Source organism: Streptomyces sp. NPDC086554 (assembly GCF_040686095.1).
GTDB lineage: Bacteria > Actinomycetota > Actinomycetes > Streptomycetales > Streptomycetaceae > Streptomyces.
The window spans coordinates 316,033-342,855 of the sequence record NZ_JBFBJK010000008.1 but is presented as its reverse complement, the minus strand read 5'-3'; the positions used below and the strand labels follow the sequence as shown (position 1 = coordinate 342,855).

Below are 26,823 nucleotides of genomic sequence, written 5' to 3'. Positions count from 1 at the left end.
GCTGCTCCGAACCAGTCCGCACCCGGCCGCGAAGCCGGATGACCCGCCGGGTGGTCCCCGTGAGCCCCGCTTCCAGGGCCGCCCGGTCATCACGCTTCTCGCGGTGGAGGGACGGGTGTCAAGGGTGAAGCGAAGCGCAATCGGCGCAGCCGACGCGACCGAAGGGAGCGCCCTTTACACCCGCCCCGGAACCGCCAAACTCCGGACAACCGGGCGGCCCCGGCGCCAATCAACCACCGGGTCACCGAGGTCTGATTGCGCTCGCGGAAGACGTCGAGAAGCCCTTGGAAGGCGTGGACGTCAGTGTTGTCGATGGCGTCGTGATGATGTCGCCGGTCGCTCCCGTTCACTTCCGCACCCAGCGGGAGATCGACATCCAGCTGCGCGAACAGGTCGGTGACGCAGCTCTTGGCGAGATCGAATTCACCCACCCCGAGTGGGACCAGAAGCGAAGCCCGAACCTCATCGTCTGGCATGGCGACGAGGAGGACCCAGCCCCCTACGACGCAGATGCCATCGAGCTGGCCGTGGAGATCGTCTCACCGTCCTCAGTGGAAAACGACTACGTCATCAAGCCCGACGCCTACGCCGTCGCCCGCATCCCCGCATGCCTGGTCCTCGATCCGTACACGCGCTCCTGAACGCTCTTCACCGATCCGTCCCCACGCGGCTACCAGGAGCGCGCCAGCGGCCCCTACGGCAAGACCGTCACCATCGAAGCGGGCGAACGCACTCTGAGCGTCGACACGGCCCCCCTGTCCCCCGCCAAGGAGTGGCAACTGCGCGACGCCTGGCCTGCGCACCGCACGTCTGCTTCCGCCCACTGAGGGTTCGCCTACAGCGAGTCGACGTGCCAGAACGCCAGGTCCTGACGATCACGCCGCTGAGGAACGCCCATCCGTCGACGCCCCGTCGGGCCCGGGATCGTTGTGCGCCGTGAACACAAACGCCGAGGTGTCGCCGTCCAGGTCAATGGTCAATGCCGCGTCGAGCGCCTTGGCCAGGCGCGTCAGCAGTTGCAAGGTCGGCACGGAGTCACCGCCCTCGATGTTCGAGATCTGCGGCTGCGTCATCTCGGCGCGGCGTGCCAATTCGGTCTGCGAAAAGCCGAGTTCTGTGCGCCGGTCGTAGACCGCCTGGCCGAGTGCGAACGCGTAGCCGGCCTCAACGTACGCCAGGGACTCCTCGACCGACTCCCCCGCAAGCTTCCTGGCCCTGCGGGTCTTCCACTGGGAGTGGTTCACGGCCCCTCCTCCTTGATCCGGTCATAGCTGTGCTCGGCAGGTCGATGGTCCGCCTGGCGCTGCTTCTGGGCCTGCTGGGCACGCTCGACCTCGGCGACTTCGCGCTGCCTGGTCTTTCGGACACCGTCAGCAGCACGATGCGGCGGTCGGAGCCAGCCAGTATGTAATGCGCACGGCGTTGCCATCCAGGATGAAACGCAGCTCGCGCAGCTTGCCGCCGAGGTGGCGGGAGAACGGCTCACCAAGGGTGGTCGGGTCCGCCGCGAGCATGTCAGCCGCTCGCTCAGCCTTGTCGCAATGGGTGTCCGACAACAGTCAAGGCTCAGTCAGTCTTGGCTCCCGGAGGGGGTCGTCCCCGTGTCCGCGCCGGAACCGCGCGGGAAGGACACCTCGACTCGGCGGTTCTTCTTGCGGCCCTCCTCGGAGCCGTTGTCCGCGATCGGGTAGTCCTCGCTGTAGCCGCGTACCGCGTACGTCACCTCTGGGCCCAGGTAACTCGCCAGCTTGTCGTGCACCGCTTCCGCGCGGTCGCGCGACAGCTTCTTGCCGTGGCTGTACGAGCCGAGGTCGTCCGTGAAGCCGAACACCCGGACATTAGTTGCCTTTTGGGCCTTCGCCTCCTCGGCGATCGCCTTGATGCGCGCGTTCGCCTCCGGGTTCAGCTTGGGGCTGTCCTTGGGGAACAGCACCTCGGCTTGGAGGGCGAACTTGACGTCCGTGTTGGTGTCCTCGCGGCGTTCCTCCCCGCCGAGGTCCTCGACGACGGACTTGATGTCCAGGACCTTCGCGGGGGCAAGGGTCGCCCCGTCAGCCAGCTTCAGGCCGGGGCTGTTGGAGTCGACCTCCTGGGGTGGGGTGGAGGTTGTGCTGTCCGGGGGTGCGCTGGGGTCCTCGTCGTCCGCGTAGGCGGCGGTTCCGGTGAGGAGGATGAACGCCGTGAGGGTGGCCGTGGCTGTGGCCAGGGTGCGTGATCGTGGGTGGGCCATGGGTCGTCACTCACCCTCGGAGAGTTCTATTGAGGCGGGGGGCATGGCGCCCACCTGGAAGTCGACCTTGGATGTCTCGACCGGAGGTGCCGGGAACTGGGCGAACCAGTCGACGGTCTGGCCTGAGAGCACCCCGCCCGTAAATCGTGTACACAGGCAACGGCCCTCTGTGTCACGGAGAATGAGGTACTTCTTCTTCCCCTCGGTGTCCACGAGGCTGGCTCCCGCAATCGAGCCGCCGTTCTTGGTCAGCTCGTTCTCGTCCCCACGCCAACTGGCCGCCACCCAGGCCTTACTACCTCCATTGGTCACCGTGCCCTCAACGGTGAGGAAGCCGCCCTCATCTCGCTTGGCGGAAGTGACCTTGAGGGTCAAGCCTTGCTCACCCTTGACCTCTGCGAGCACGGTGTCCGCAGCCGGCTGCTGGGACTCCTTGTCCTTCTCGCCTCCCGCGTCATCCTTGCCGCCCGAGGACGACGAACCCTTTTCAGACTTGGGTTTGTCGTCGTCCCCTCCACCGCCGCCGCAACCGGCCACCGTGAGGACCAGCCCAGTAGTGATCGCCACAGCGGTCATTGCCCTGCGGGTCTTTATGGTGCGCCGAATGTTCATCGGTACAGCTTCCTTCTTTCGTCGATCGCTCATCAGTCGGCCAGGTGAACGGAGAAGAGAACGGATGCGTCCGGCAGGTCATCCAGATCGAAGTCGTCCGGATCGATCTCGAAAGAGACGCTGCCGTCGCAGTCGAATTCCACTGCCTTCTCAGGGTCGACCCCCGGAGTCACATCGCAACGCGGCTTGATGATCGCGGTGGCCTCGGCTTTGGCGTGCTTCGACTCCGTGCCCGGAAGGATCGAATCGCCGACCGTGTAGTTGGTCTCGATCTGCACCCAGAAGCCCGGGTAGCCATTCACCTCGTCCGGCCCCAAGTCCATGACTGTCGAGTCGTTGTCGGCAGCCAGCGCGTCCGCCGCGCCACGGGCGCCTTCATCAGTGAACTTGTTGCCGTCGAGCCAGTCGAGCCAGTCGTCTCCCTCGCCGATGGACTCCGCCAGTCCGTCGACGAGTTCACCTCTGGCATCTTGTGCTGCGGCCAATGCCGCTGCGTCAGCGGCCGATTGAGCGCCATTGCGTGCGGATGCAGCTTGAGCGAACGCAAAGAAAGCGAACGCAACAAAGAGCAGAATCCCCGTCATCCAGATGTAGATGGGGAGAGTCTGCCCTCGGTCACTCCGCAGGCTACTGAACGTCAGCCGCCGATAACGTCGTTGACCGCGTCCAAGATCGCTCCGGAGATCAGCCCGTCCAGCCCGAGGCCGTCGATCAACGTAAAGATCCCGGCAATCAAAATCATCAACCCCGCATACTCCACAAACCCAGCCCCCGCATCCCGCTCCCTCCCCCGAACCCGGGAAGTCACGGTCACGGTCCAGTCGACCCAGACTCTGAGTACGCGATCCTTCAGCACGACGGCCCCTTCTCTCCCACCCGATACACGCACCGCTGGCGCAACCAATTCGGACGCCGCTGTCGTCATAGGCAACGTACGCGAGATCATGTGACCCAACAGCCACTCTCCGCAACCAATGCCGTTTCAGACGCGCAAGTTGGCGGGTTCCCTTCCCCGGTGGCGAGGTCATCACGCGCCCCGGAGGGATACGGCAGAGGTCCGCGACCGGTCAGTCGGCGGCTCGATGCGTTTCACGACTTCCCCTCCCGTGCGTCTTGTGAACTCGCTGTTTGCAAAGGGTTGTTGCATCGCTGGGGCCCGAAGGGGCGCTTCTCGCGCTTCCCCCCATAGCCACTGCGTCCCTCCCTCCATCCGAGAGACTGTCCCACATCTCGTTGCAGCCGCGAAGAGGTTTCGCCGAGTGGCTTGATAGGACCCTCACAGGAATCCCTCACTTCCCCAGGATCGAGCCGAAGTCCGAACCCGAGCCGAGGAACATTCCCGCCGCGATCAGGATCATCGTGGCCGGGAGCATGAAGACGAGGGTCACCATCGTTGCCTTGGGGATCGTCTTCGCCGCCCTGCGGCGGGAGTTCTGGGCGTCGGTGCGGCGCATGTCCGTTGCCAGTTGGATCAGGGTGTCCGCGATGGGGGAACCCAACTCCTCGCCCTGTTGGAGCGCCGAGACGAATTGTGAGACCTGTTCCGAGGCGTTCCGCCGACGCAACTCGTCGAAGGCCTGGCGGCGGCTTACTCCCATGTCCATCTGGCGCAGCGTGATGCGTAGTTCGTCCGCCCATGGGCCCTCGTATCGCTCTGCCACGCGGTCAAGCGCCTGGCGGAAGCCGAGGCCCGCCGAGACCACCACCGCCAGGACGTCCAGGAAGTCGGGCAGTGTGCGGTCGATTACCTCGCGGCGTTCCCGTATCGCCTGCCAGATCAGGGCGTCCGCCGCCGTCACGCCGAACGCGAAGGTCAGTGCGCCGAAGAGAGAGGAGCCGTTCGTGAAAAACACCAAGCCCATCACCAGGCCGAACAGCCCGTAGACCGCCCGCCGCGCCGCATAGCGGTCGATCGTCAGGCCTCCCGGGTTTCCCGCCATGTCGATCTTGCGGCGCTTGGCGTCCACGCGCTTCGGGCCCATCAGGCGCAGGACCAAGGGCGCGAAGCGGATACCCAGGCGGTCCACCGCCGAGCCCGCCGCAGAGACGCGGGTGGCTCCTACCTCCAGGGCGATCGCCAGGTCCGATGGGAGTTTCGCCTCCGCGCGGTACATGCGGATGCCCTGGCAGATGCCCGCCACCGCCAGGCCCATCACCGCCGCCATCGCCAGACCGAACACCGTGCCTCCTCCCTACACTTCGATCTTGCCGAGGCGGCGGATCACGAAGAAGCCCACCGCGTACAGGCCCAGCGCGATCAGGATCAGCATCTGGCCCACCGGGGAGCCTGTCACTCGCTCCAGGGCGCCCTCGTTCGAGGAATTGATCAGGAGCAGGGAGCCCACTCCCAGGAGCGGGACCGTGAACGCCGTCGCGTTGACCTCCGAGAGCATCGTGCGGACCTCGCGTCTCGTCTCCTTCCTGTCCTCCAGGGTTTGCGTGAGGTTGCGGAGAGAGTTCACGACCGAGCCGCCCGCCTTGTTGGACAGGACCAACGTCGTTACGAGCACTATCAGTTCGCGGGAAGGGAGGCGTTCCGCCAGTTCGCCCAGGGTGTCGTCGATTGAGCGGCCCAGCGTCAGCTGGTCGGCCACCATGGAGAGTTCTTCGCCCGCCGGTGCTTCCAGTTCTTCCGCCGCCATCGCCAAAGACGTACGCAGTGCCAGGCCCGCCGCCGTTGCGTTGGCCAGGATGCGGGCCACGTCCGGGAGTTGATTGATGAACGCCTCTATGCGTTTCTGGCGTTGCCAGTTCAGGAACACCACCGCGCTCCAGACCGCCACCACTCCCGCGATCGGGCCGAAGAACGGGGCCAGTGACGCCGCCGCTATCAGCCATAGCGCGGCGACGACTGCCACGACGTAGACGAAGAACTCGCCCGCCGTCAGGTCGAGTCCCGTTGCCGAGAGGCGCAGGTGGATGGTGCGGCCAAGGCGCGTGCGGCGCAGGCGGCGGTCCACCGCCGAGAAGGGGCGGGACCGGCCCGTGGGTCCGTCGTCACCCGTGCCCGGGCCGATCGACAGGCGGTCCACCAGGGCCTGGCGCTGGGCCCGGCCCGTCGCGTACGCGTGGACGCCCGCGACCGCGAGCGTGCCGGTCAGGATGGTGGCGCCGAGGGCCAGCAGGGCGGCTCTGTTCTCCATCAGGCGATGGCCTCTCTCGTACCGGCACACGTACGGGGACGTGTGGTCGCGCTCATCCGATCGCCTCTCGTGTGTTCAGTACGTCGATGGCCTGGGCCACACCGAAGCCCTGTGGGACCGGCTCCCCCGCCACGTACAGCCGGTCGGCCACCGAACGTGGCAGCGGCAGGTGCTCGAAATAGCCGTGGACGCGGCGGTCCGCGGAAGCGGCGGCCTGGCGGGGGATGAAACGGGTCACCGGAGCGATGCGGAACTGTTCGCGGCCGTGCGAGACGAGGAGGACGATCTCGGCGATCTTGCGGGAGCCGTCCGCGTGCCGGGCCAGTTGGACTACCACGTCCACCGCCGAGTTGATTTGGTCCTTCAGTGCTTCGAAGGGGATCTGGACCTCGGACATGGAGCCCAGCGTCTGGAGGCGCATGAGGGCGTCCTCCGCCGTGTTCGCGTGGACCGTGGCGAGTGAGCCGTCGTGGCCCGTCGACATCGCCTGGAGCATGTCGAGCGTCTCGCCGCCTCGTACCTCGCCGACGATGATGCGGTCGGGGCGCATGCGGAGCGAGTTCCGGACCAGGTCGCGGATGGTGATCTGGCCCTTGCCCTCGACATTCGGCGGGCGGGATTCGAGGCGGATCACGTGGTCCTGCTGGAGTTGCAGTTCTGCCGAGTCCTCGATGGTGATGATGCGTTCGTGGGCCGGGAGGAGGCCGGAGAGCGCGTTGAGGAGCGTCGTCTTTCCGGAGCCTGTGCCGCCGCTGACGATGATGTTGAAGCGGGCGCGTACGAAGGCGGAGAGCAGGAACAGCATGTGCTCGTCGAGCGAGCCCAGGCCGATGAGCTCGTGCAGGGTGTACGCGCGGGGGAAGCGGCGGATGGTGAGCGTCGCGCCGGTCAGGGCGAGGGGCGGGATGATCACGTTGACGCGCTCGCCCGTGGGCAGGCGGGCGTCGACCATCGGGTTCGACTCGTCCACGCGGCGGTTGACCGTGGAGACGATGCGTTCGATGGTCTGCATCAGTTGGTCGTTCGAGGCGAATCGGAGGGGGAGTTGTTCGACCCTTCCTGCTCGTTCCACGAAGATCGAGTCCGGGCCGTTGACCATGATCTCTGTGATCGAGGCGTCCGCGAGGAGTGGTTCCAGTACGCCGAGGCCCAGCGCCTCGTCGACCACGCGGCGGATCAGCTGGGCGCGCTCGGAGGTCGACTGGACCGGGCCCTCGCGGCTGATGATGTGGCCCAGTACGCGTTCCAGGCGGACGCGGCGGTCCGCGGCCGTGAGGGACGACATCTCGGCGAGGTCGATCTCTTCGAGAAGCTTGGAGCGGTAGACGGCCACGAGGCTGTCGTCACGGGTGGGTCCTGCGTCGGTCTGCGGGGTCGCCACGCGGTCGCGGAGGCTCATTCTCTTGGCTCAGCTCCCGTCTGCTGCGTCGTCTGCGTCTTCGTTGGGCATGGTGGCTTCCTTTGTCACGCTCCAGCCTGCGTCCACGAAGGGGAGGAGCGTGGGGACTTGGACGGTGACGGTGGCCGTGGTCGTGTCCGCGCCGCCGCCGATGGCGACGGTGGCGTCGAGGCTGCCGTCCATGGCGGCCTGGCCTGCGGCCTCGCCGCCTTCGCCCTGGGAGGCGACGCGGGCTGCCGCGCGAGCTCCTGAGCCTGCCTGGTTGGCGGCGTAGCCGACCAGGCCGAGCTGGATGGCCGCGAGACCGATGAGGAGCAGGATGGGGAGGAAACCGGCGAACTCCAGCATGGATACGCCGCGGTCGTCGAAGCGGTGCTCTCCACGGCGGGTCAGTCCGCACCGTCGATCACCGGCTTCGCCGAGTTCGTCCTCAAGCGCCGGACAGGCTGACTTCATCCGTCCTCATCCCCCTCCTTCGCCGCCCCCGCCTCCCCATTGACCTCCCAGCCCGTGTCGAACCCCGGGAAGAACAGCGGGACCTTCGCGTCGACGTGGGCCTTCCAGACCGTGCCCTCGTCCGTGCAGGACACCGCCGCGCTCTGCCACGCCTCGGGGAGATGCTCGCGGGCCGCGGACGTGCAGGCCGCCTCGGCTCCCTCGCCCGCGGCGTACGCGGCCGTCGCGGCGCGGGCCGCCTCGTCGGCGGCGTTGCCCGCGAGGGAGAACGTGTAGCCATACAGGGCGCACTGCCACAGGATGCCCATGACGGTCAGGATCAGGGGGAACATGCCGGCGAATTCGAGGGTCACCGCTCCCCGGTCGCCGCCCCTTTTCCGCAGGGTCAGCGCGCCCCGCTTCCCGGCGGCCGCCGCGGACTCCGTGTCGACCAGGCCGAGTTCGCCCGCCAGGGCCCAGAGGGACTGCTTGACGGAGGACTTGCTGTCCAGGTCCTGCATGCGGCCCGCGTCGACCGCGCCCTGCAGTTCCTTGAAGGCCGCGGGGACGGTGGTGCGGGCGACGCGTGTGCCCGTCACCCGCTCGACCAGCGACGGCTGGATCTCCGTGCCCTTGCCGTGGCGGTTGACGACGGTGAGCGTCTCCTCGGCCTTGCGGATCTGGAGGCGGTCCCAGAGGCGGACCATGCGCTTGGCGGCGCGGACCGCGACGACGTCCGGGGTCACCAGGAGGAGGGCCTGGTCCGCCAGTTCGATGGCTGCCGCCGTCGCCGTGGTGACGTACGTGCCGCAGTCGACCAGGACTACGTCGTAGCGGCTGCGGAGGGCGGCGATCGTCTGGCGGGCCACCCGGTCGGTGATCTCCTCGCCGCGTTCGCCGTCGGCGGGGGCGAGGAGGAGGCCGATGCCGGTCTCGTGGGTGTAGACGGCGTCCTGGAGGACGCGGGGGTTGATGTCGGTGATCGCCGCCAGGTCGGCGATGGAGCGGCGGAACTGTACGTCCAGGTAGGAGGCGACGTCGCCGGACTGGAGATCCAGGTCGAGGAGGGCGACGGTGCGGCCGGATGCCTTTGCCGCGAGGGCGAGTTGGACCGTGGCGAGGGTGGTGCCGACGCCGCCCTTCGCGCCGCTGACCGCGACGACCTGTCCGCCGCCGGGGGTCTCCACCGGTCCCCCGGTGTAGAGCTCCATCCCGGTGCTGCCGAGGTGGCGGCGCATGCCGGCCGACCAGGCGGCCGCGGCGTGCACGCGTTCGGCCAGGGCGTCGTATGCGAGGGGGAAGCCGATGATGCCCCGGGCGCCGGAGTCCATGGCGGCGGTGAGGAGGGTGGGGCTGGTGTCGGCGGTGATGAGGACGACGCCGACCGCCGGGAAGCGGAGGACGAGGTCGCGGATGAGGTCGAGGGCTGGGACGGGGCCGATGCGCTCGTGGATGAGGACGACCTCGGGGAGCTCGTCGAGCGACTCCGCGGCGAGTCTCGCCAAGGTGTCGAGGAGAGCGGTCGAATCCGCCACCGGCAGCGCGGGCTCAGCGTCCGGCAGCTGTCCCATGAGAGTGGACAGGGCGCGGCCCGCGTCGATGTCCCCGACGGCGGGGAGGATCCTGGTCGTCACGCGCGATCGCCTCCCGGCAGGGGGCACTGACGAACAGGCCTTTCCGGCCCACCCGCCCGATTACCCCGCAGCACGACCCCAACGAACAAGCTCTCCCCAGCCACCCACCCGATTACCCCGCGCTGCCGGGCAATCGGGTGGGTGGGCGGTGAAAATCCGCCGCGGAGCAGCGAGGTGCGACGGCCAGCCACCACAGGGAGATACCGGGCAATCGGGGAGGGGGTACCCCCTGCTCTTTGGAGCTTGGGGGAGGGCGGGAAAGATCCGCCGCGGAGCGGCGGTTTGGTCGTGCGCCTCATCCGCGGGGCCTCCTACTTGTCCTCGTCGAGGGTGTAAGTCCGGTCGCCCCGCGGGATCGCCGCATCCCCGCCCTGGCCCACCAGGGCCAGCCGGACGTGCGTGGCGAAGGACTCCGCGTACGCGACGCGCTGCGCGTTCGCCGTGTCGAGGGCGAACGTGATCGGCACCGCCTCGGTCTGCGTGCGGCGGCTGCTCCGGTCGTCGTCCCGGTCAGGGTCGAGCGCCGTCAGCTTGCCGACGTCGATCACCTTCGCCGACTCGACGATGACCTTCGACTGGTCCTTGCCGTTGTCGGTCTCGGCCTTGAAAGTGGCGTAGATGTTGACCGTGGAGCCTGGAGTGATCTTGCCGGCCACGCCCGTCTCCGCGTCGATCAGGATCGCGATCTCCTGCTGGCCCGGGGAGAGTTCGGGGCGCTTGACGATCATGTCGCTCTGGAGGAGCGAGCCCTTGCGCAGCTCCGTCACCGCGATCTTGCCGCGGATCTGGCGGAGGTCGGTGACGGCGTTGTCGGACAGCCACCGCTCCGGCATCTCGACCTTCTCGAACTGGTCGGCGCTCAGTTCCTTGTAGGGGGCGATGTCGCCCTTGAGCTTGTACGCCGCGACCTCCGGGCCCACCTTCGAGTTCACGTCACGGATCACCGAGAGGACGCCCGCGAACGCGCCGAACGCGGCCAGGACCGAGAGAACCAGCAGGATGACGCCGCGGCGCTGGCGTGAGTTCATGGACCGGTCTACCTCGATCGGGAGCGGATGGCTACGGACAGTGAGCGGTGTGGCGCGCGGTCGTTCGGTGGCGTACGTGAGAGGGAGCGCACCCTAGGTCGCGCCCCTCGGCAGGGCGCGTACGGCGGGTGACGGCGAGGAGCGTTCGGGGGGTGGCGGCAGCGGTGCGGCGCAGAATCCGCAGCGGTCGCCGATGAGTTCGAGACCGCACCAGTGGCAGTCGTCCCGGCGGACGGATGTCACCAGTTGGTAGAGGACCGAGATGTCGGGGATCGCCGCCGCGAACTCGACCAGCTTCGGTGTCGCCCACCAGCGTGCGGACTCCGCGGGCAGCCGGGCCTCGGTGACGCCCTGGGTGCGCCAGGCAGGGGCGAGGGTTCCGGTGACCCAGTCGGGGGCCAGTTGGCCGGTGGCGTACAGCATCTTCGTACCGAATCCGGGACCGGAAAGGCTTGCCTCGCCCGTGAGTTTCACCAGCTCGGGCCGGGGTGTGGCCAGGACCGCGAACTGGGCGCCGGGGACCCAGGACTTGGCGTGGGACTGGAGCGTGACGGGGACGCGGTCCAGCTTGGCGACCGAGCCGAGCAGCGCGCCCGCGTAGATGTAGTGGGAGAGCAGGCGGGCCGCGGAGGCGAGGACGCCGGGGCTGAAGTCGCAGATGGAGAGCTGGCGCAGTTGCAGGGCCAGGACGGCCATGCCCAGGGGTGGCAGGTCGGGGCGGAGGATGGCGATGCGGTCGCTCTCCAGTACGGAGCGGATCGCGTGCAGCCGGTGCACCACGGCGGGCGGTGCGGAGGCGGGGCAGAGGACGATCACATAGCCGTGGTGCTCGATCAGCGTGTGCATCTCGGTGAGCGACTGGTCCAGGGAGTACGTCCGTGGTGACTGGACGGCGCTCTGCAGGACGGCCGCCGACGGGGTGTGCCGGTCGGGCGACGGCAGCACCAGGTCGGGGCCGGTGACGGCTATGGCGGTCGGCATGCCTGCACCCCCCGGTCTTCGCACACTTCGGGCCGGACTCCGTGCACTTCGGGTCGGTCTCGGTCGGTCTTCGTGCACTTCTGCCTCAGCACCTTATCCAGGTCATCGCCGCCTCAACACCCAACTTCCCACTGTTCACATTGAGGTTGGCCGGTCCTGCGGGGTGCCGGTGGCGCCAGAGGTCTTGACAACCCCATTGGTCTGGACCAGCTTGTACGACCAAGTGAGAGCGCTCCGAATGCCCCAACTCCCCCCACCGGAGGCAGAAGTGGACCACGCACGCGGCAGGACACGCAGGAAGGCAGGTACCGTCATCGGCTTGGCAACGGCACTGGCCCTCGCGCTCACCGGCCTGCTCACCGGCGGCGCCGACAACGCCGACGCCGACACCCGCGCGGTACCGAAGCACGCGGTGACCGGCTACTGGCAGAACTTCAACAACGGCGCCACGGTCCAGAAGCTGAGCGACGTACCGAGCGACTACGACATCATCGCGGTCTCCTTCGCCGACGCGACCGGCACACCCGGCGAGATCACCTTCAACCTCGACTCGGCCGGGCTCGGCGGCTACACCGTCGAGCAGTTCAAGGCCGACATCAAGGCCAAGCAGGCGGCCGGGAAGTCCGTGATCATCTCGGTCGGCGGCGAGAAGGGCGCGGTGTCCGTCAACGACGGCGCGTCCGCGACCGCCTTCGCCGACTCGACGTACAAGCTGATGCAGGAGTACGGCTTCGACGGCGTCGACATCGACCTGGAGAACGGGCTCAACTCGACGTACATGACGCAGGCCCTCAAGTCCCTTGCCGGTAAGGCGGGTTCGGGGCTTGTCCTGACGATGGCGCCGCAGACGATCGACATGCAGTCGACGTCCAACGAGTACTTCAAGACGGCGCTCGCCGTGAAGGACATCCTCACGGTCGTCAACATGCAGTACTACAACAGCGGTTCGATGCTGGGCTGCGACGGCAAGGTCTACAGCCAGGGCTCGGTGGACTTCCTCACCGCGCTCGCCTGCATCCAGCTGGAGGGCGGCCTCGCGCCGTCACAGGTCGGCATCGGCGTACCGGCGTCGTCGAAGGCGGCGGGCAGCGGCTATGTCGCGCCGTCGGTGGTGAACCAGGCCCTGGACTGCCTGGCGAAGGGCACCAGTTGCGGCTCCTTCAAGCCGTCCAAGACGTACCCGGACATCCGGGGTGCGATGACCTGGTCCACGAACTGGGACGCGGCGGACGGCAACGCCTGGTCGAAGGCGGTCGGACCGCACGTCCACGGGCTGCCGTAGCCCGCACCAGCACCACTGAGGACCGCAGCGCCGCCGCTCCCCCGGCGGCGCTGTGGCATGCGGGGCGAGGCGCTAGAAGAAACTCCCCCAGTCCTGGTCCGTGATCTGCTTGCTGCACAGGACCAGGAACAGCAGCCCCGCGATCGCCAGCATGCCGTTGCTGAGCCACCCGTTGCGCCATTCGCTGGGCGTACGCGCGGAGTTGAGCAGCCAGATCAGGGTGAGCGCGAGGAACGGCACGAAGGCCGCGCCCAGGACGCCGTAGATGATGATGAGGCGGAACGGCTGGCCCTGGAAGAGCAGGATCATCGGCGGGAAGGTCAGCCAGAGCAGGTACGCGCGGAACGGCACCGACTTCTCGCGGGCGCCGGATGCCACCTCCTCGCCGGTCAGGGCCTTGGAGTCCGCGCCCGCCCGCTGCTTGCGGTAGCGCTCGACGAAGTCGGCGAACATCAGGCTCACGCCGTGCCACACGCCGATCAGCGAGGTGAACGACGTGGCGAAGAAGCCGATCAGGAACATCTTGGCGGTGGCGTCCCCGTACTCCTTCTCCAGGATGTCGGAGAGCTGGACCAGGCCCTTGTCGCCACTGGCGATCGCGACGTTCGCGGAGTGCAGGATCTCGGCGCCGACGAAGAGCATGGCGACGACGAAGATGCCGGTGGTGATGTACGCGACGCGGTTGTCGAGCCGCATCACCTTCATCCAGCCGGTGTCGGTCCAGCCCTTGGCGTTGACCCAATAGCCGTACGCGGCAAGGGTGATGGTGCCGCCGACGCCGCCGATCAGGCCGAGCGTGTTGAGGACGGAGTCCTTCTCGTCGGGCAGGACGGGCAGCAGTCCCGCGAAGGCGTCGCCCAGGTGCGGGGTGACGCGGATGGCGAGATAGACGGTGACGAGGAACATGACGCCGACGAGGACCGTCATGACCTTCTCGAAGACGGCGTACTTGTTGAACCAGACGAAGACCAGGCCGACAAGGCCGGTCAGGATCGCCCACCACTTGAGGTCCATGACGTCGGGGAACAGCGCCTGGAGCGGCAGTCCGGACGACGACATGGCGGCGGCGCCGTAGACGTACCCCCAGATCACGACGTAGACGACGAAGAACCACGTCGTCCAGCGGCCGAGGCTGGCCCAGCCGTCGAAGAGGGTGCGGCCGGTGGAGAGGTGCCAGCGGCCTGCGGCCTCGGCGAGCGAGATCTTGACGACGCAGCCGATGACGGCGGCCCACAGCAGGGTGTAGCCGAAGTTGCTGCCCGCGATGAGGGTCGCGACGAGGTCGCCGGCGCCGACGCCGGTCGCGGCGACGACGATGCCGGGCCCGATGTACTTCCAACTGGACTTGCGGGGCTGGTTGGTTGCTACGCCACCTGTGGTATCCGCCATGAGATCAAGTTCGCGTAAAGACGCCTGGTGCACAAGGGGTCGGAGGGAATGGCCGGGGACTGCATTGACCGGGACATGCCACTGCATCACCATGGGGCGGCACATCGCACGTCGCACCTCGCACCTCGCACCTCGCACCGTCGCAGTGAGCCACCCCCCACCCTTCAGGAGACTTCATGCGACTTCGCATACGCAGGCACCTACGCGGAAGAAGGTCAGCCGCCCTGGCGGCCGTCCTCGCCCTGGCCGTGGCGGCACCCCTCACCGCCAACGCCGCACCGGCCGATCCGGCCCCCCAGCGGACGGCGGCGGCAGAGGAGGAGAAGAAGACCCAGCAGTACGAGATCAGCACGCACTCGACGCCCGTCACGCGCACCAAGATCGCCCGCACCGGCGTGAGCATCGACGACTTCGACAGCCATGTCGTGACGGTGTCGGCCACCGCCGCGCAGGCGCGCGAACTGCGCTCGCAGGGCTACGAGTTGAAGGCGCTCGCCGCGCCCCCGAAGCGTACGAACGGCAAGGAGGCCAAGCCGAAGGACTTCCCGCCGGCCGACTCCAAGTACCACAACTACGCCGAGATGAACGCGGAGATCGACCAGCGCGTCGCCGCCCACCCGGACATCATGACCAAGAAGGTCATCGGCAAGTCCCACGAGGGCCGCGACATCATCGCGGTGAAGATCAGCGACAACGCCGCGACGGACGAGGCCGAGCCCGAGGTCCTCTTCACCCACCACCAGCACGCGCGCGAGCACCTCACGGTGGAGATGGCGCTGTATCTGGTGCGGGAGCTCGGCGACGACTACGGCACGGACGCGCGGATCAAGAAGATGGTCGACGACCGGGAGATCTGGATCGTGCCCGACGTGAACCCGGACGGCGGCGAGTACGACATCGCGTCCGGCTCCTACCGCAGCTGGCGCAAGAACCGGCAGCCCAACTCCGGTTCGTCGAACGTCGGCACCGACCTGAACCGCAACTGGGACTACAAGTGGGGCTGCTGCGGCGGCTCTTCGGGCTCGACGGGCTCGGAGACCTACCGCGGTACGGCCGGCGAGTCCGCCCCCGAGGTGAAGGTCCTCGCCGACTTCGTACGCGGCCGGATCGTCGGCGGCAAGCAGCAGATCACCGCGGCGATCGACTTCCACACGTACAGCGAACTCGTCCTGTGGCCCTACGGCTACACCTACGACGACACCGCGGAGGGCCTCACCCAGGACGACCGCGACGCGCACGCGGCGGTCGGCGAGAAGATGGCCGCGAGCAACGGCTACACCCCCGAGCAGTCCAGTGATCTCTACATCACCGACGGCACCATCGACGACTGGCTCTGGGGCGACCAGAAGATCTTCAGCTACACCTTCGAGATGTACCCGTCATCGTCCGGTGGCGGCGGCTTCTACCCGCCCGACGAGGTGATCGACCGGGAGACGGACCGCAACCGGGACGCAGTGCTTCAACTCCTGGAGAACGCGGACTGCATGTATCGGTCGATCGGCAAGGAGCAGGAGTACTGCGCGAGTTGAGCTAGACCGGGGGGCTGGGGGGCAACTCCCCCGCCCCCTTCCCTGCATGCCCTCAGTCGTCCATGAACACGATCCGGCGGGCCGGCTTCGCGCCGCCCTGTGCCGCGCTGACCGTCGTCCGGCCCGCCGGGACGGCGCGTTCCCGGCCCCAGGCCCTGATCTCCTCGATCTGCTCCGGATTGACCCTGCTCATCGGCACCGTGTTGGCGAAGGTGTCCAGGAGCAGCGAGGGCTTGAGGTTGGCGGCCCCGCCGTTCAGGAGCGCCTCGGCGCCCACGTCGTGCAGCGCGGATTCGAGGTCGGAGCCCGCGAAGCCCTCGGAGAGGTCGACGAGCCGGTCAAGCTGCTGCTGCTCGGGAGCGGTCTTCAGATAGCGGTGGTGGTAGAGCGTGATGATCTCCTTGCGCTCCTCCGCGTCGGGCAGGTCGACGAAGAACAGCTCGTCGAAGCGGCCCTTGCGAAGGAGTTCGGGCGGCAGGCTTCGGACGTCGTTGGCGGTGGCGACGACGAAGGCACGGGACTGGGACTCCTGGAGCCAGAAGAGGAACTGGCCGATGATCCGCTGCGGCACGCCGGTGCCGTCGTCCCGTCCCGCGAGGCCCTTCTCGATCTCGTCGATCCACAGGATGCAGGGCGCGACACGGTCGGCCATCGCGAGGGCCTCACGGAAGCGGCCCTCCGACTCGCCCAGGTACTTGCCGTGGATGCTGCCCATGTCCAGGCGGTAGAGCGGCAGCTTCCACTCGTGGGCGATGGCCTTGGCCGAGAGCGACTTGCCGCAGCCCGGTACGCCGACCAGGAGCACACCGCGCGGCGGCCGCAGTTCGCTGCCGCGCAGGTCGGCGTGCATCAACTCGTGTTTGCGGCGCAGCCATTCGCGCAGACTGCTCAGGCCGCCGATGGAGTAGTCGCTCTCCCGCAGCGCCACCCGCTCCAGGCCGGTGAGATCGCTGAAGATGCGGTCCTTGGCCTGGGCGAGCCCGAGGACGTCCTCCTCCTTGATGGAGCCCTTCGCCGCGATGGTCGCCATCAGGTTGACGCACTCGGCCTCGGTGACGCCGCGCAGGAACTCGGCGGCCCGGCGCGCGTCCTCCTCGCCCCACTCGATGGGGATGTGCCCGTGGTGGTCGCCGAGGAAGCCGCTGAGGATGCCGTACATCTCGTCGGCGTCCGGCAGGTCCAGCTGGAGGCTCATGCCGAGCCGCTGCAGACCGCTCCAGATCGGGGTGTCCGTGATGAGGATGATGCTGCCCATGTTGCTGTCGGCGAGCCGGGCCAGCTCGGCGACGTGCCGGGTGACCGGCGTGTCCGCCTCGAGGCCGTCGGGGTCGACGAGGATCACCGTGGCATTGGCCCTGCTGGTGAACTGGGCGGCGGCGAAGTCCATGGCGCCGGTGAGCGAACGGTCGTCCTGCACCGAGACGTTGGTCCGCAGATCGCGCAGCCCTGTGGCCCTGGTGTAGATCCAGAACGGCATGCTGCTGCGGCGCGGCTGGGTGGCCGCCTCGCGCAGCAGCCGCAGGGCGCGCTGCTGCTCGATGGTGCGCATGCCGATCACCGGCACGCGGGCGGAGATGTAGCTGTCGAGGTGGTGCAGGCTCTCGGCGTAGTTCGACATACGGATTCGGGCCTTCGCGGGAGTGGGCGGGCGTGCGTGCGTGTGTGCCTGCGGATCAGTCGGGGATGACCCGACGCCGTGGTGCGGCGGCCGGGTCGTAGGCCCAGGGGTCCGGCGCGGCGGCGGACGGCGCCGGTGGCGGCCCTTGGCCGAGGACTCCGGTGAGCGCGTTGTCGCGCAGGGTGCGGCGCAGCCGCTCGACCGCACGCGGGTCGTCGCCCCGCCGTTCCGCGTCGTCCAGGAGCCGTTCCAGCTGGTCCTGGATCTGGGGGATCTGCCGGTCGACAAGCTCCGTCATGCCCTCGCGCAGCTTCTGGGGCAGTCCGGGGTGTCCTGCCATGGCGCGCACGGCCTGCAGTCCGGCCCTCGCCTGGGCCAGTTCACGGCCGTAGGAGAACTCGTCGCGCGCCGACGACATCGCCCGGCCCAGCTTGTCGGCCCAGGACCTGAGCCGCCGGTCCAGGGCGCGGCCGACGTGCAGGGTGAGCCGCTGGACCGTCGCCCCGTCGAACTGCTCCTCGGCGATCGCGGGCAGCGCGGCGGGGTCGACGGGCTCGAACTCCTCCCAGCGGCGCAGGAATTCCACCCAGGCGCCGTACGTGCCGCCGTCGCCCCAGAGTCCGCTCACGCGGAGCTGCCGTTGCTGCCGTTGCTGCCGGAAATGCCTGAGCTGCCCGTGCTGCCGGGGCGCCGCACCACGGTCTCACCGGGCGGCAGCGGCTCCCAGTCCGGCAGGCCTTCGGCGATCCGGCGGAGCCGGTTGGTGACGCGCTCGCCCTGCGGGCGGCTTGTGGCCGCCCACGGGGACTGCTTGGCCTGGGGCGACTGCTGCGGCTGCGGGGGGATGCTCATCAGGACCTCTCCTTGACGACGGTGCGGCCCTCGAAGGGCGAGCCGCCCTGGGTCGCGGTGGCCAGCGATCCGATCAGCTCACGGCAGTCCGCCTCCACCAGGTCGGCGGCCCGGTACTTCTCGTACCAGTCGGTCAATTCGGCGGCAGCACCGCGCAGTTGATGGAGCGAGTCCGTCTTGGCCTGCTCCAGGAACAGCCGTGCACTGTCCTGGATCCGCTTGGCGGCCTGCGCGCCGTTGTAGAGGAAGAGCCCCCAGACGGCGCCGGTGACCGCGGCGGCGACGAGCGCGAAGCCGATGTTGATCGCCCCGACGAGCAGCAGGATCCCCGCGAGCACGGCGACCAGCGGCGCCACCTTGCGGGCCATGGGATACGCGAGCGAGGCGATGAACGGCGCCATGTGCTGGTCCCAGTGAGCCCTGAGCGACGCCTCGTTCTCCTCCAGCTTCCGGGTGAACGAACCGACCCACGGCGGCAGTTGGAAGGTCTGCGCACCGACCGTGTGGGCCGTGCCGAACTGCGCCGTCACGTCCTGAGGCACCGACTTGCGGTAGTCGCGGGTGAAGGCGGTGTGCGCCCGGAAGAACCACTCGTTGCAGGCGGCGACGGCGAGCCGCTGGGTGGCGGCCGACGTGCCGATCGCCGACGGGTTCAGCGCCGCCGTGGTCTGCACGGTCAGATAGTCCAGCGTCTCCTCGTACGAGGCGGAGTCCGCGTCCGACGCCTTGCGGGCCGCGACGACGTCGCCGTCATGGCCGACCACCGCGTGGTTGAAGGCCAGGTCGCGGCGGAGCGGCAGCTCTTCGTTGTCGTACTCGGAGACGAGCCGGTCGAGGATGTCGTCGACGGCGTCCTCGACGCGCTCCGACGGCTCGAACTCACGGTTCATGATGGCCCGGTACTTGTCGAGCACGACCTGCTGCGCGCGGGACGAGCTGAGCGCCGAGTCGAGGTAGGGCCACTGCGGAGAGACCGCGGCAAGGCGCGGGAACTCGGCCTTGGACGACGGTTGCCGCTGCGCGTCGAGCTCGTCGCGCCACCGGGTGACCTGCCGCGCCTGGGCGTCCGCGTCGTCCGCCAGGTGCTCGCGCCAGCCGGCCAGAGTGTCGTTGAGCAGTTCCCTGCCGACGAGGCCGAAGGCGCCCTGTGCGATGGACTCCAGGATGACGGCGAACTCCCGGCCGAGCGCCGCCGGATCCTGGGCAAGGAGGTAGTGCCGCAGCCAGCGCACCGCGGACTCCTTGCGGCCCTGGCGGCGCAGCACGAGGGCGAAGAAGAGCGAGGTGCGGTCCGGGGAGCGCCGGAACGCCTCATCGACGCCCCGCTCGCACAGCGTCCGGTCGTCGGCCGACCAGGAGGCGAGCGCCACCAGGGCGGGCGCGAGCCAGTAGCGGGGCGTCTGGATCATCAACTGGTCGCTGACCATCCGGACGTTGTCCTCGGACACCAGACCCACGTCGAAGGCCTGGAGCATCCCGACCGCGGTGCGCCGCACCGTCTTGTGGTGGCCGAACTCGTGGTCCACCTGGTCCTGGATGACACCGATCCGGGTCTCGGCGCGCTGCACGTTCGCGGTGAACTCGGCCTTCTTGGCGAACGCGAGGAACTCGTCGCGCAGCTGCTTGAGTTCGCTGCGGGTCTGCTGCTGATTGTTCTCGACGGTCGCTACCTGGCCGGACACCGAGCTCACCTGCTCGCCGAGCCGGACCACGAGGTTGCTGACTGCCTGCACCTGACGGCGCAGCGTGTAGTCCACCTCGGACATACGGGTCTCCGATCACACTGCTCTGTGGCTGTTCCGCTGTTGGGGAGGGTCGTACTGAGAGATCAGGGGGGCGGGGATCAGGGGGGGCGGGGATCAGGGACGCACCACGGTTCTGTCGGGGAGCACCGGCAGGATCAGCCCGCCGTCGTACACCTCGATGTATGCGTAGCCGCCGGACCGGGCCAGCATCCGGGCCTGCCCGAAGGGCTCCGGCATCGCCTCGCGCGGGGAGTAGTGCCGCAGGATGACGCCGAACAGATCGAGTACGTGGTCGATGTACGGCGGGCCGAGGTAGCAGCGGGCGACGAGCCCGAGCGGGATGCCGCCGTACGACGTCCGGTACTCCTCGCCGATCCACTCCGCGAGCTGCCGCCGGGCCTGCTCGTCGAGCCCCGCGTCGAGCCGGGTCACGGCCTCGCGCAGCGGCTCGGACCGCGCCCGGTAGAGCTCGCGCCGCCGTGGACCCGCCGGGGCCGGTGCCTGGCGGGGCGACGCAAGGCCGGGGACCTGGATCGGCCCGCCGGTCCCCACGATCCGTCGTGGTCGCTCTATGTGCCCCATGTGTCCCCCGAGAGTCATGGGTTCGTGGTCCGTGAAGGATAGTGATGCCACGTCAATAGTGCGACCTGACATGAACATTGGCACCACGATGACCCAACTGCGGCCGGAAGACGCCCCGTTCCCGACCAGTCCGGCGAACACCGGTGGCCGGTGGCACTGTCAGACTCTCCGCCATGGGGACGATCTATGCGCTCCTTGTGGGCATCAACGACTATCCGGCGCGGACGGCGACGCCGCTCGCCGGATGCGTCAACGACATCACGGAGGCCCGGCGGCTCCTCGCGGACCGCGCGGGCGAGACGGCGGACGTGCGGGTCCTGTTGGACTCCGAGGCCACGACCGCCGCCGTCACGGACGCCGTCGAGCGGCACCTGGGGGCCGCGGGCCCCGGCGACACGGCCCTGTTCTGGTTCTCCGGGCACGGCACGCAGTCGCGGGCGAGGGGCGCCGATCTGCTCGTCGAGTCCACGGGCCGCAACCAGGCCCTCGTCTGCGTGGACGGACCGCTGCCGGACAAGACCCTGGGCGCCCTGCTCGACGCGGTTGCCGTGCGGGGCGCGCACACCGCGGCGGTCCTGGACTGCTGCTACTCCGGGGGCGCGACACGGGAATCGGAACTGACCGCGCGGTACGCGCCGCCGGGTGCGGAGTGGGACTTCACGGGGGCGGGGGCACGGGACGTACCGATCCCGGAAGGGCCCGCCCGGCATGTGCTCCTCGCCGCCAGCAGGCTCAACCAGCTGTCGTACGAAGGGGACTTCGCGGGGCGCAGACACGGGGCCTTCACGCACGCGCTGCTCGGCGTCGTGCGGGACGCGGGCCCGGACGCGACCTACCGCGAGCTGCTCGCCACGGCCGACGCCCGGCTGCAGCGCTCCGGCGGCGGGCAGCAGCCGGTGCTCTACCCGGCGGAGCCCGGCGGCGTGGCGGACCTGCCGTTCCTCGGCGGGACGGTCTCGCGCACGCCGAGCCCGTATCTGCTGCGGTGCGGCGCGGACGGCTGGGAGGTGGACTGCGGGAGCGGGCACGGGCTGCGGGACGGGGCGGGGGCTTCGGGGACGGAGTTCACGGTTCTTCCGGAGGCTCTGGCGGAGGGGGGTGCCGGTTCCGTCGTGCGGGCGCGGGCCGTGCACAGCCATCGCACGCTGGTCGACCCGGTGGAGTGGGTGCCGTCCGCCGCGCGGGCGTACCCGGTGGCGCTTTCGGCGCTCGCGCTGCCACCGGCGACGGTGGCCGTTTCGGGCCCCGACTCCCCTTCGGCGGCCCGGCAGTTGGGCGACCTGCTCGCCTCGGCCTCGCCGCTGCTCCGGGTGGTCGGCACGTCGCGCGATGCGGGGGATCTGCACTTCCGGGTCGAGGTCCGGGGCGCGTTCGCCCATGTGCTGCGGCGCGACGGGTCGCCGTTCGTCGCGCCGCTGCCGCTCGCGGACCCGGCGCGTGTCGCGGACTGCCTCGTCCATCTGACCCGCTGGCACCAGCTCCGCGACCTGACGTCGCGGCCCTCTCCCCTGGACGGGCTCGTGCGGGTGTCGATCCGGCCGTGGGACACCCGGGATGACGCCGGCACGGAGCTGCTTCCGGACGGCAGCGGGGAGATCGTCTGCCCCTATACGCCGGGGCCCGGCGGCCCGGAGCGCCCCTGGGTCTCCATCCGGCTGCACAACCGCTCTCCCGACCGGCCGCTGTGGTGCGCACTGCTCGACCTGACCGACAGCTACGAGAGCGGGGCGGGGCTCTACCCGGGGCACTTCATCGCCCCGGGGCACACGGGGTACGCCCTCGACGACCAGCCGGTGCAGCTTTCGCTGCCGGCGGGGCGGGCCGTCGTGGGCGGGGCCGATGTCCGGGACTGGCTGAAGCTGGTGGTGGCCGAGGGGGAGCTGAATACGGTGCCGTTCCATCTGCCCGCGTGGCGCGCGGACGGTGCGGCCGCGGCTGCCCGTACGGACGTGGTGGCCGCGGGGGACGGGGTCTTGCGGTTCGCTCCCGCCGCCGGGTCGGCCACCGGGAGCCGGGACTTGGGGCGGGTCGACGGGGCGGGGGTGGGGCTGTGGGCGACGCGGACGGTTCCCTTGCGGACGGTGGTGCCATGCTCCAGCCCGTCGAGGGGGTCCCTCCCTGCTCTTTAAGAGCTTGGGGGAGTTTGAGGACGAACTCGGCGGAGCCGGTGATCTGCGGTACTCACGGCCGGCGCTCACCGATTCACTGGCCGAGATGCGTAAATCCCGCCCAGCCACTCAAGTCATCGGGATCCAACGCCGCCGCCCGCTCCCGCAGCAACGAAGGCAACTCCGGGGGCAGTTCACGGCCCGGGTCCAGGATCCACAGCTGGGCCCGGCGCAGCGCCTTGGCCGGCGGCTCGCCCTCGGCGCGCAGAAAGTGGTGCGTCAGGAACATCAGGACCGACGTCGCGTCGTCCGGCACCGGCCACAGCGAACCGATCACCGACCGCGCCCCCGCCACCAGGAACGCCGTGGACAGCGTGTACGCCTCGTTGTGACCGCGCCCCGAGACATGGCTGCGGCAGGCCGCGAGCAGGACGAGGCCGAGCCGCCCGCGGCCACCGCCGCTCAGCGCCTCCGTCAGCTCCTCCGCCGCCAACTCCCCGCCGTGCAGCGAGAGATAAGCGGTGCCGCGCTCGTTCCGTGCCACCGCCGCGTGGCAGGCCAGGTGCAGCACGGCGCCGCTGTCTTCGGCGCCCGAGCGCAGCCAGGTCAGCACCTCGTGCGGGGTGCCCGCGCCGTCGGCTCTGCCGCCGCTCCGGGTGCCGAGGAACTGCCCTTCCGGGTAGAAGGCCCGCTGCACGGCGTCCGCCTCCTCGCCCGCGTACCGCAGGTCCCCGGTCGGGTTGCCCACCACCAGTGCCTGTCCGGTATGGGTGACCGCGGTGCGCGCCGCCACGTCGCAGAGCAGTCGGGCGGACGCCGCGTACGAGATCTCCGCGTCCTGCACCGCGTACCTGCGGCTCCCGCCGTCCCGCTGGTCCCACGCGGCGTGCCAGGGCACCAGGCCGAGCGCGCCCATCGGGACGAGCACCAGACGCGGCACGCGACCTGACGGCAGGGCGAACGCGTCGAACAGCGGTCGCATCGCCGCGTACCAGGCCCAGCCGCACAGCCGGTCGAGCCGCTCGCGCAGGGAGGGCCGCCCAGCAGCGACGTACCCCTGCACCGGCCCCATGTCCCGCGCCCCGCCACTCGCGGGCGCGTACGTCCTGAGCGGCGCGGCGTCCTCCCGCAGCTGCGGCAGCGGCACGGAGTGCGCGTCACCGCCGTTGGTGACGACGACGGCGGCGCCGCCTCCGTCGTCCGACGCGGGCACCAGGTAGACCAGCGCGTCCTTGCCCAGGGTGCGCAGCGCGGTGGCGATCTCGGCGGGCGTCGGCGGGTCGAGGAGCCGGTCCTGCGGGGTGCCTTCGCCCGGGGGTGCCTCCTCGCCGGTGAGGGCGGACAGGACGCGGCGGCGCAGGGCGCTGGGGACGGCCAGCGGGGCCTGGGCGGCGGAGAGCGGATCCGGGGCCTCGTCCGCGGTGCCGCCCGCGTCCCGCCACTCGGCGGCCAGATCGTCGCGGCCTGCCGCGGCGAGGCGTTCGGGCACGCTGCTCGTGGTGGTCGCGGCGTGCAGGACCAGACCCCGGCAGGCGTCAAGTGCCCGCACCGCTTCCTCGGGGGCGTTGTCGCGCAGGCACCACGCGGCGACTTCGAGCGCCGACCCCGTCGCCTTCGCCGCCGCCTGCGTCGCGTGGTCGGTGCCGGACTGGAGCAGCGCCGCCCAGGCGTGGCCGCGCAGCGCGTCGAGCCCGATGCGGCGGGCGTTCGCGCGGTCGTCGTGGCGCGCCGATGCGCGGGTGCGGTAGGCACGGGCGAGGCCGAGCGCGGTGGAGGAGTAGAGACGGTGTTCGGGGCCACCGATGGCGCCGAAGGTGTACTCGAACATGGTGATGCCACGGGCGAGATGGCGGTCGCGGGCGCGCGGGTCGCGCTGGATTCCGGCGAGCGCGCAGTGGCCGGTGCCGAGGCAGTTGGCGTACCGCAGCTTGCTGTCGCTGCCGTCGTCGACCAGGTCGTGGGCCTCCTGGACAAGGTCGAGGGCTTCGGCCAGGTCGGCGGCGTTCAAGGTCCTGCCGGCCCGCGCGAAGCGGGCGACTCCGCTGTCGCCGAGCACCCAGGCCCGGTGGTCGCGGGGCAGCCGGGCCGCGTCCCTGCGCAGCCGCGCCGCGGTGGGGCTGCCGACGAGCGGCGGGGCGGGCGGCTCACCGAGCCGGTCGGCGAGGTCGTCGCGGAGCATCCGGTCGAGCTCGACGAGCGTCCACAGCTCGGCGCGGGACGGGTCATCGGGGTCGAGCGCGGCATGCGCCTCGATGACATGGGCCCGGTGCCGGTCGGCGGTGGCGAGATCACCGTCCCGGATCGCGTTCTGGGCGTCGAAGGACGCCTGCTGTGCGTCCATGACGCGACGCATGTGCGGGGAGAGCCGGGGGTTGTCCCGCAGCTCCCGCCAGCCCGCGCGGGCCGCCTCCACGTCGTCCGCGCCGCCACCGGTCTGCCCCCGGTGGCTGGTGGCCATGATCCTCGCGAGGTCGAGCCCGTGCCCGCCGGCTCCGCCGCCCGCCCGCGCCCCCGCCGCCTCGGCCTGCGCGAAGTGGTCGAGGACCGCGTCCATGCCGCCGCCCGAGCCCGCCATCTCGTCGACCATGCGGGCCGTACCGGCCGCCATGTGCGCGATGCGCTGCCACTCCGGGTCGTCCTTGGCGTGGTCGAGGGCGGCCGCCACCAGCTCGTCCTTCTGCTCGGCGGTGACGTGGTCGCCGTGCGGGTCGAGGACCCGCAGATGGGCCAGCAGCATCGCTGCGGCCCTCGCCCGGTCGGGGCCGGGTTCCTCCGCGCTCCACCGCGCGTACGCCTCGTCGAAGGCGGCCGCGATGCGTTCGGGCCCGAAGCCCGCGAAGAGACCGGGGAAGTCCTCCCCGTCGCCCCCGCTGAAGTCGAGGAACGTACGGCCTTCCTCCACGTCGTCGATGAACTCGCCGTACAGCGCCGTGAAGTCGTCGTCCCGCGCGGGCGTCCCTTCGCCGTCCGCCTGCTGTCCGCCCTCGTGCCGGGCCCAGGCGGCGAGGAGGCGTGCCATCTTCCGCACTTCGGGGTGCGCCTGTTCGTCCGCGAGGACGATCCCGGCCGCCTCCGCGGCGTCCGCCACGCGCCGCGGATCGGGGTCGTCCCCGTGGCGGGCCTGCTGGAAGAACCCCAGGAGGATCGCCGTCGCCGTGACCTTGCCGTCCCGTTCCGGCCGCCACTCGGTGACCGCTCGCCGCAGCAGGGCGATGCCCCGGTCGCAGCCCGCCGCGTCGCCGCGGGCCGCGGCCCGCTCGTAGAGCAGCCGCCCGAAGCCGTCGAGGAACTGCGGCAGCAGCTGCTCCTTCACCCCGGGCCTTGCGAGGAGCGTCTTCAGTTCGACCTCGCCCGCCGCCGCGTGCGCGTGGTCCTGCCAGGAGGTCCAGATCAGGATGCGGGCGAAGACGGCGTTGCACTCCGCCTCCCGGACCCACGGCGGTTCCTCGCCGGTGCGCTGCCGTGCGTCGCGGACCGCCGTGCCGAACGCGTCGCGGGCCTCCTCCAGTTCGTCCCGGTCGACGGTAAGACGACCGTGGATGAGCAGGACGACGCCCAGCCTGTGCCGGACGAGCGGCAGGTCGATGGAGGGCGGCGCGGCTTCGAGCACCGCCCGGCAGTGGACGGCTGCGGCCACCGCGTCATCGGCGCCACCGCCCAGCAGGCAGCGTTCGAGCCGCAGGCGGCTCAGCGTCTCCCACAGGTTGACGGCCTGTTCACTGCCCGCCTCCAGGACGCCGTCGGCGTCCGAGCAGCGGCGCAGGGCCTCGTGCAGCAGCTCGGCCCGCTCCTCGCGGGGCGCGTCCTGCGGGGCCCGCGTGTACCGCTCGGTCGCGCAGAGGGCCAGCAGGTGGGTCCCCAGGACGCGGACTTCGTCGTACGCCGGATCGTCGGCGGACAGCGACCCGGTGCCGGAGAGCAGCAACTCCCAGCAGTCGTCGATGAGTTCGCGCGACGGCTCGATGTCGTACTGGAAGGCCCGCACGTGCGCGTACACGATCCGCCAGGCGGGCCAGTCGCCGTCCGTGCCCGGTGCGGCGAAGGCGAGCCCGAAGGCGTCCGCCGCGAGGTACAGGTCATCCGTTCCGGAGGCGCCGCCGGAAAGCAGGTGGATGCGGTAGCTCAACTCACCTGCGTACGCACACAGTTGGGGTGCGCCGGGGTCGTCGGACGCCAGCCCCGCGAGATGGTCGAGGAGCTCGGTGCGCTCCGCTTCGAGCTCCGCCAGGGTGTTCTCTTCGGGCACGGGGAACCTT

Annotated in this window: 23 protein-coding genes and 1 pseudogene; 4 read left to right on the top strand and 20 right to left on the bottom strand. The window is 69.9% G+C overall.

Going from position 1 to position 26,823, the window contains the following annotated elements; all coding sequences use genetic code 11:
* Nucleotides 1-293: 293 nt before the first annotated feature.
* The gene (locus AB0O76_RS16240; protein WP_365490642.1) at nt 294-641 is read left to right on the top strand and encodes a Uma2 family endonuclease; all 348 of its coding nucleotides are present in this window, start codon (nt 294-296) and stop codon (nt 639-641) included.
* Between the two features lie 234 nt (nt 642-875).
* Here AB0O76_RS16240 and AB0O76_RS16235 read toward each other — a convergent pair whose 3' ends face one another.
* The 13 genes and pseudogenes from AB0O76_RS16235 to AB0O76_RS16175 form a co-directional block, all read right to left on the bottom strand.
* Nucleotides 876-1,244 (bottom strand): helix-turn-helix transcriptional regulator, encoded by a 369-nt coding sequence (locus AB0O76_RS16235; protein WP_365490640.1) that lies wholly within the window; start codon nt 1,242-1,244, stop codon nt 876-878.
* Nucleotides 1,241-1,559: pseudogene (locus AB0O76_RS16230) on the bottom strand (type II toxin-antitoxin system RelE/ParE family toxin). Before AB0O76_RS16230 ends, AB0O76_RS16235 begins: the two are co-directional and overlap by 4 nt.
* An 11-nt stretch (nt 1,560-1,570) precedes the next feature.
* Entirely contained in the window at nt 1,571-2,230 is a 660-nt protein-coding gene (locus AB0O76_RS16225) for an OmpA family protein (protein WP_365490636.1), read from the bottom strand.
* A 6-nt stretch (nt 2,231-2,236) separates the two neighbouring features.
* The gene (locus tag AB0O76_RS16220) at nt 2,237-2,842 is read right to left on the bottom strand and encodes a hypothetical protein (protein ID WP_365490703.1); all 606 of its coding nucleotides are present in this window, start codon (nt 2,840-2,842) and stop codon (nt 2,237-2,239) included.
* A gap of 32 nt (nt 2,843-2,874) precedes the next feature.
* A complete protein-coding gene (locus tag AB0O76_RS16215; RefSeq protein ID WP_365490700.1) occupies nt 2,875-3,468 on the bottom strand; it encodes a pilus assembly protein TadG-related protein in 594 nt (197 codons plus the stop codon).
* Between the two features lie 11 nt (nt 3,469-3,479).
* Entirely contained in the window at nt 3,480-3,698 is a 219-nt protein-coding gene (locus tag AB0O76_RS16210) for a hypothetical protein (protein ID WP_365490697.1), read from the bottom strand.
* Nucleotides 3,699-4,131: 433 nt separating this feature from the next.
* On the bottom strand, nt 4,132-5,007 hold the full coding sequence (locus tag AB0O76_RS16205) for a DUF5936 domain-containing protein (protein WP_365490694.1): 876 nt from the start codon (nt 5,005-5,007) through the stop codon (nt 4,132-4,134).
* A 27-nt stretch (nt 5,008-5,034) separates the two neighbouring features.
* Nucleotides 5,035-5,985 carry a type II secretion system F family protein gene (locus AB0O76_RS16200; protein WP_365490633.1) on the bottom strand — a complete coding sequence of 317 codons (951 nt, stop codon included), beginning with the start codon at nt 5,983-5,985 and terminating at the stop codon, nt 5,035-5,037.
* A 52-nt stretch (nt 5,986-6,037) separates the two neighbouring features.
* Nucleotides 6,038-7,384: a CpaF family protein gene (locus AB0O76_RS16195; protein WP_365490630.1), complete on the bottom strand. Its 1,347-nt coding sequence runs from the start codon at nt 7,382-7,384 to the stop codon at nt 6,038-6,040.
* Between the two features lie 9 nt (nt 7,385-7,393).
* Nucleotides 7,394-7,732, bottom strand: a complete 339-nt coding sequence (locus AB0O76_RS16190) for a TadE/TadG family type IV pilus assembly protein (RefSeq protein ID WP_365490692.1) — start codon at nt 7,730-7,732, stop codon at nt 7,394-7,396.
* A gap of 104 nt (nt 7,733-7,836) precedes the next feature.
* Nucleotides 7,837-9,453 carry an AAA family ATPase gene (locus AB0O76_RS16185; RefSeq protein WP_365490627.1) on the bottom strand — a complete coding sequence of 539 codons (1,617 nt, stop codon included), beginning with the start codon at nt 9,451-9,453 and terminating at the stop codon, nt 7,837-7,839.
* Nucleotides 9,454-9,764: 311 nt separating this feature from the next.
* Complete coding sequence (gene cpaB, locus AB0O76_RS16180) at nt 9,765-10,481, bottom strand: Flp pilus assembly protein CpaB (protein ID WP_365490623.1); 717 nt, start codon at nt 10,479-10,481, stop codon at nt 9,765-9,767.
* 93 nt (nt 10,482-10,574) lie between these two features.
* On the bottom strand, nt 10,575-11,462 hold the full coding sequence (locus AB0O76_RS16175; protein WP_266870388.1) for a hypothetical protein: 888 nt from the start codon (nt 11,460-11,462) through the stop codon (nt 10,575-10,577).
* Between the two features lie 238 nt (nt 11,463-11,700).
* Between AB0O76_RS16175 and AB0O76_RS16170 the strand changes: the two genes are divergently transcribed.
* A complete protein-coding gene (locus AB0O76_RS16170; RefSeq protein ID WP_365490621.1) occupies nt 11,701-12,744 on the top strand; it encodes a chitinase in 1,044 nt (347 codons plus the stop codon).
* Nucleotides 12,745-12,816: 72 nt separating this feature from the next.
* On the opposite strand, the gene AB0O76_RS16165 is transcribed toward AB0O76_RS16170, so the two are convergent.
* Nucleotides 12,817-14,133 (bottom strand): Nramp family divalent metal transporter, encoded by a 1,317-nt coding sequence (locus AB0O76_RS16165; protein ID WP_365490618.1) that lies wholly within the window; start codon nt 14,131-14,133, stop codon nt 12,817-12,819.
* Nucleotides 14,134-14,309: 176 nt separating this feature from the next.
* On the opposite strand from AB0O76_RS16165, the gene AB0O76_RS16160 reads away from it, so the two are divergent.
* Nucleotides 14,310-15,662: a M14 family metallopeptidase gene (locus AB0O76_RS16160; RefSeq protein ID WP_365490615.1), complete on the top strand. Its 1,353-nt coding sequence runs from the start codon at nt 14,310-14,312 to the stop codon at nt 15,660-15,662.
* 52 nt (nt 15,663-15,714) lie between these two features.
* Here the strand turns inward: AB0O76_RS16160 and AB0O76_RS16155 are convergent, their stop codons facing one another.
* The 5 genes from AB0O76_RS16155 to AB0O76_RS16135 form a co-directional block, all read right to left on the bottom strand.
* Nucleotides 15,715-17,280, bottom strand: coding sequence for an AAA family ATPase (locus tag AB0O76_RS16155; protein WP_365490612.1), 1,566 nt, complete (start codon nt 17,278-17,280; stop codon nt 15,715-15,717).
* Between the two features lie 55 nt (nt 17,281-17,335).
* Nucleotides 17,336-17,908, bottom strand: coding sequence for a hypothetical protein (locus tag AB0O76_RS16150; RefSeq protein ID WP_365490609.1), 573 nt, complete (start codon nt 17,906-17,908; stop codon nt 17,336-17,338).
* The gene (locus AB0O76_RS16145; protein ID WP_365490606.1) at nt 17,905-18,132 is read right to left on the bottom strand and encodes a hypothetical protein; all 228 of its coding nucleotides are present in this window, start codon (nt 18,130-18,132) and stop codon (nt 17,905-17,907) included. Before AB0O76_RS16145 ends, AB0O76_RS16150 begins: the two co-directional genes overlap by 4 nt.
* The gene (locus tag AB0O76_RS16140) at nt 18,132-19,898 is read right to left on the bottom strand and encodes a hypothetical protein (RefSeq protein WP_365490603.1); all 1,767 of its coding nucleotides are present in this window, start codon (nt 19,896-19,898) and stop codon (nt 18,132-18,134) included. The genes AB0O76_RS16145 and AB0O76_RS16140 overlap by 1 nt, the downstream gene beginning before the upstream one ends.
* A gap of 93 nt (nt 19,899-19,991) precedes the next feature.
* Nucleotides 19,992-20,477 carry a hypothetical protein gene (locus AB0O76_RS16135; protein WP_365490601.1) on the bottom strand — a complete coding sequence of 162 codons (486 nt, stop codon included), beginning with the start codon at nt 20,475-20,477 and terminating at the stop codon, nt 19,992-19,994.
* A 155-nt stretch (nt 20,478-20,632) separates the two neighbouring features.
* Here AB0O76_RS16135 and AB0O76_RS16130 point away from each other — a divergent pair, with 155 nt between their 5' ends.
* The gene (locus AB0O76_RS16130; RefSeq protein WP_365490598.1) at nt 20,633-22,588 is read left to right on the top strand and encodes a caspase family protein; all 1,956 of its coding nucleotides are present in this window, start codon (nt 20,633-20,635) and stop codon (nt 22,586-22,588) included.
* Nucleotides 22,589-22,661: 73 nt separating this feature from the next.
* Here the strand turns inward: AB0O76_RS16130 and AB0O76_RS16125 are convergent, their stop codons facing one another.
* A complete protein-coding gene (locus AB0O76_RS16125; protein ID WP_365490595.1) occupies nt 22,662-26,813 on the bottom strand; it encodes a CHAT domain-containing protein in 4,152 nt (1,383 codons plus the stop codon).
* Nucleotides 26,814-26,823 lie beyond the last annotated feature (10 nt).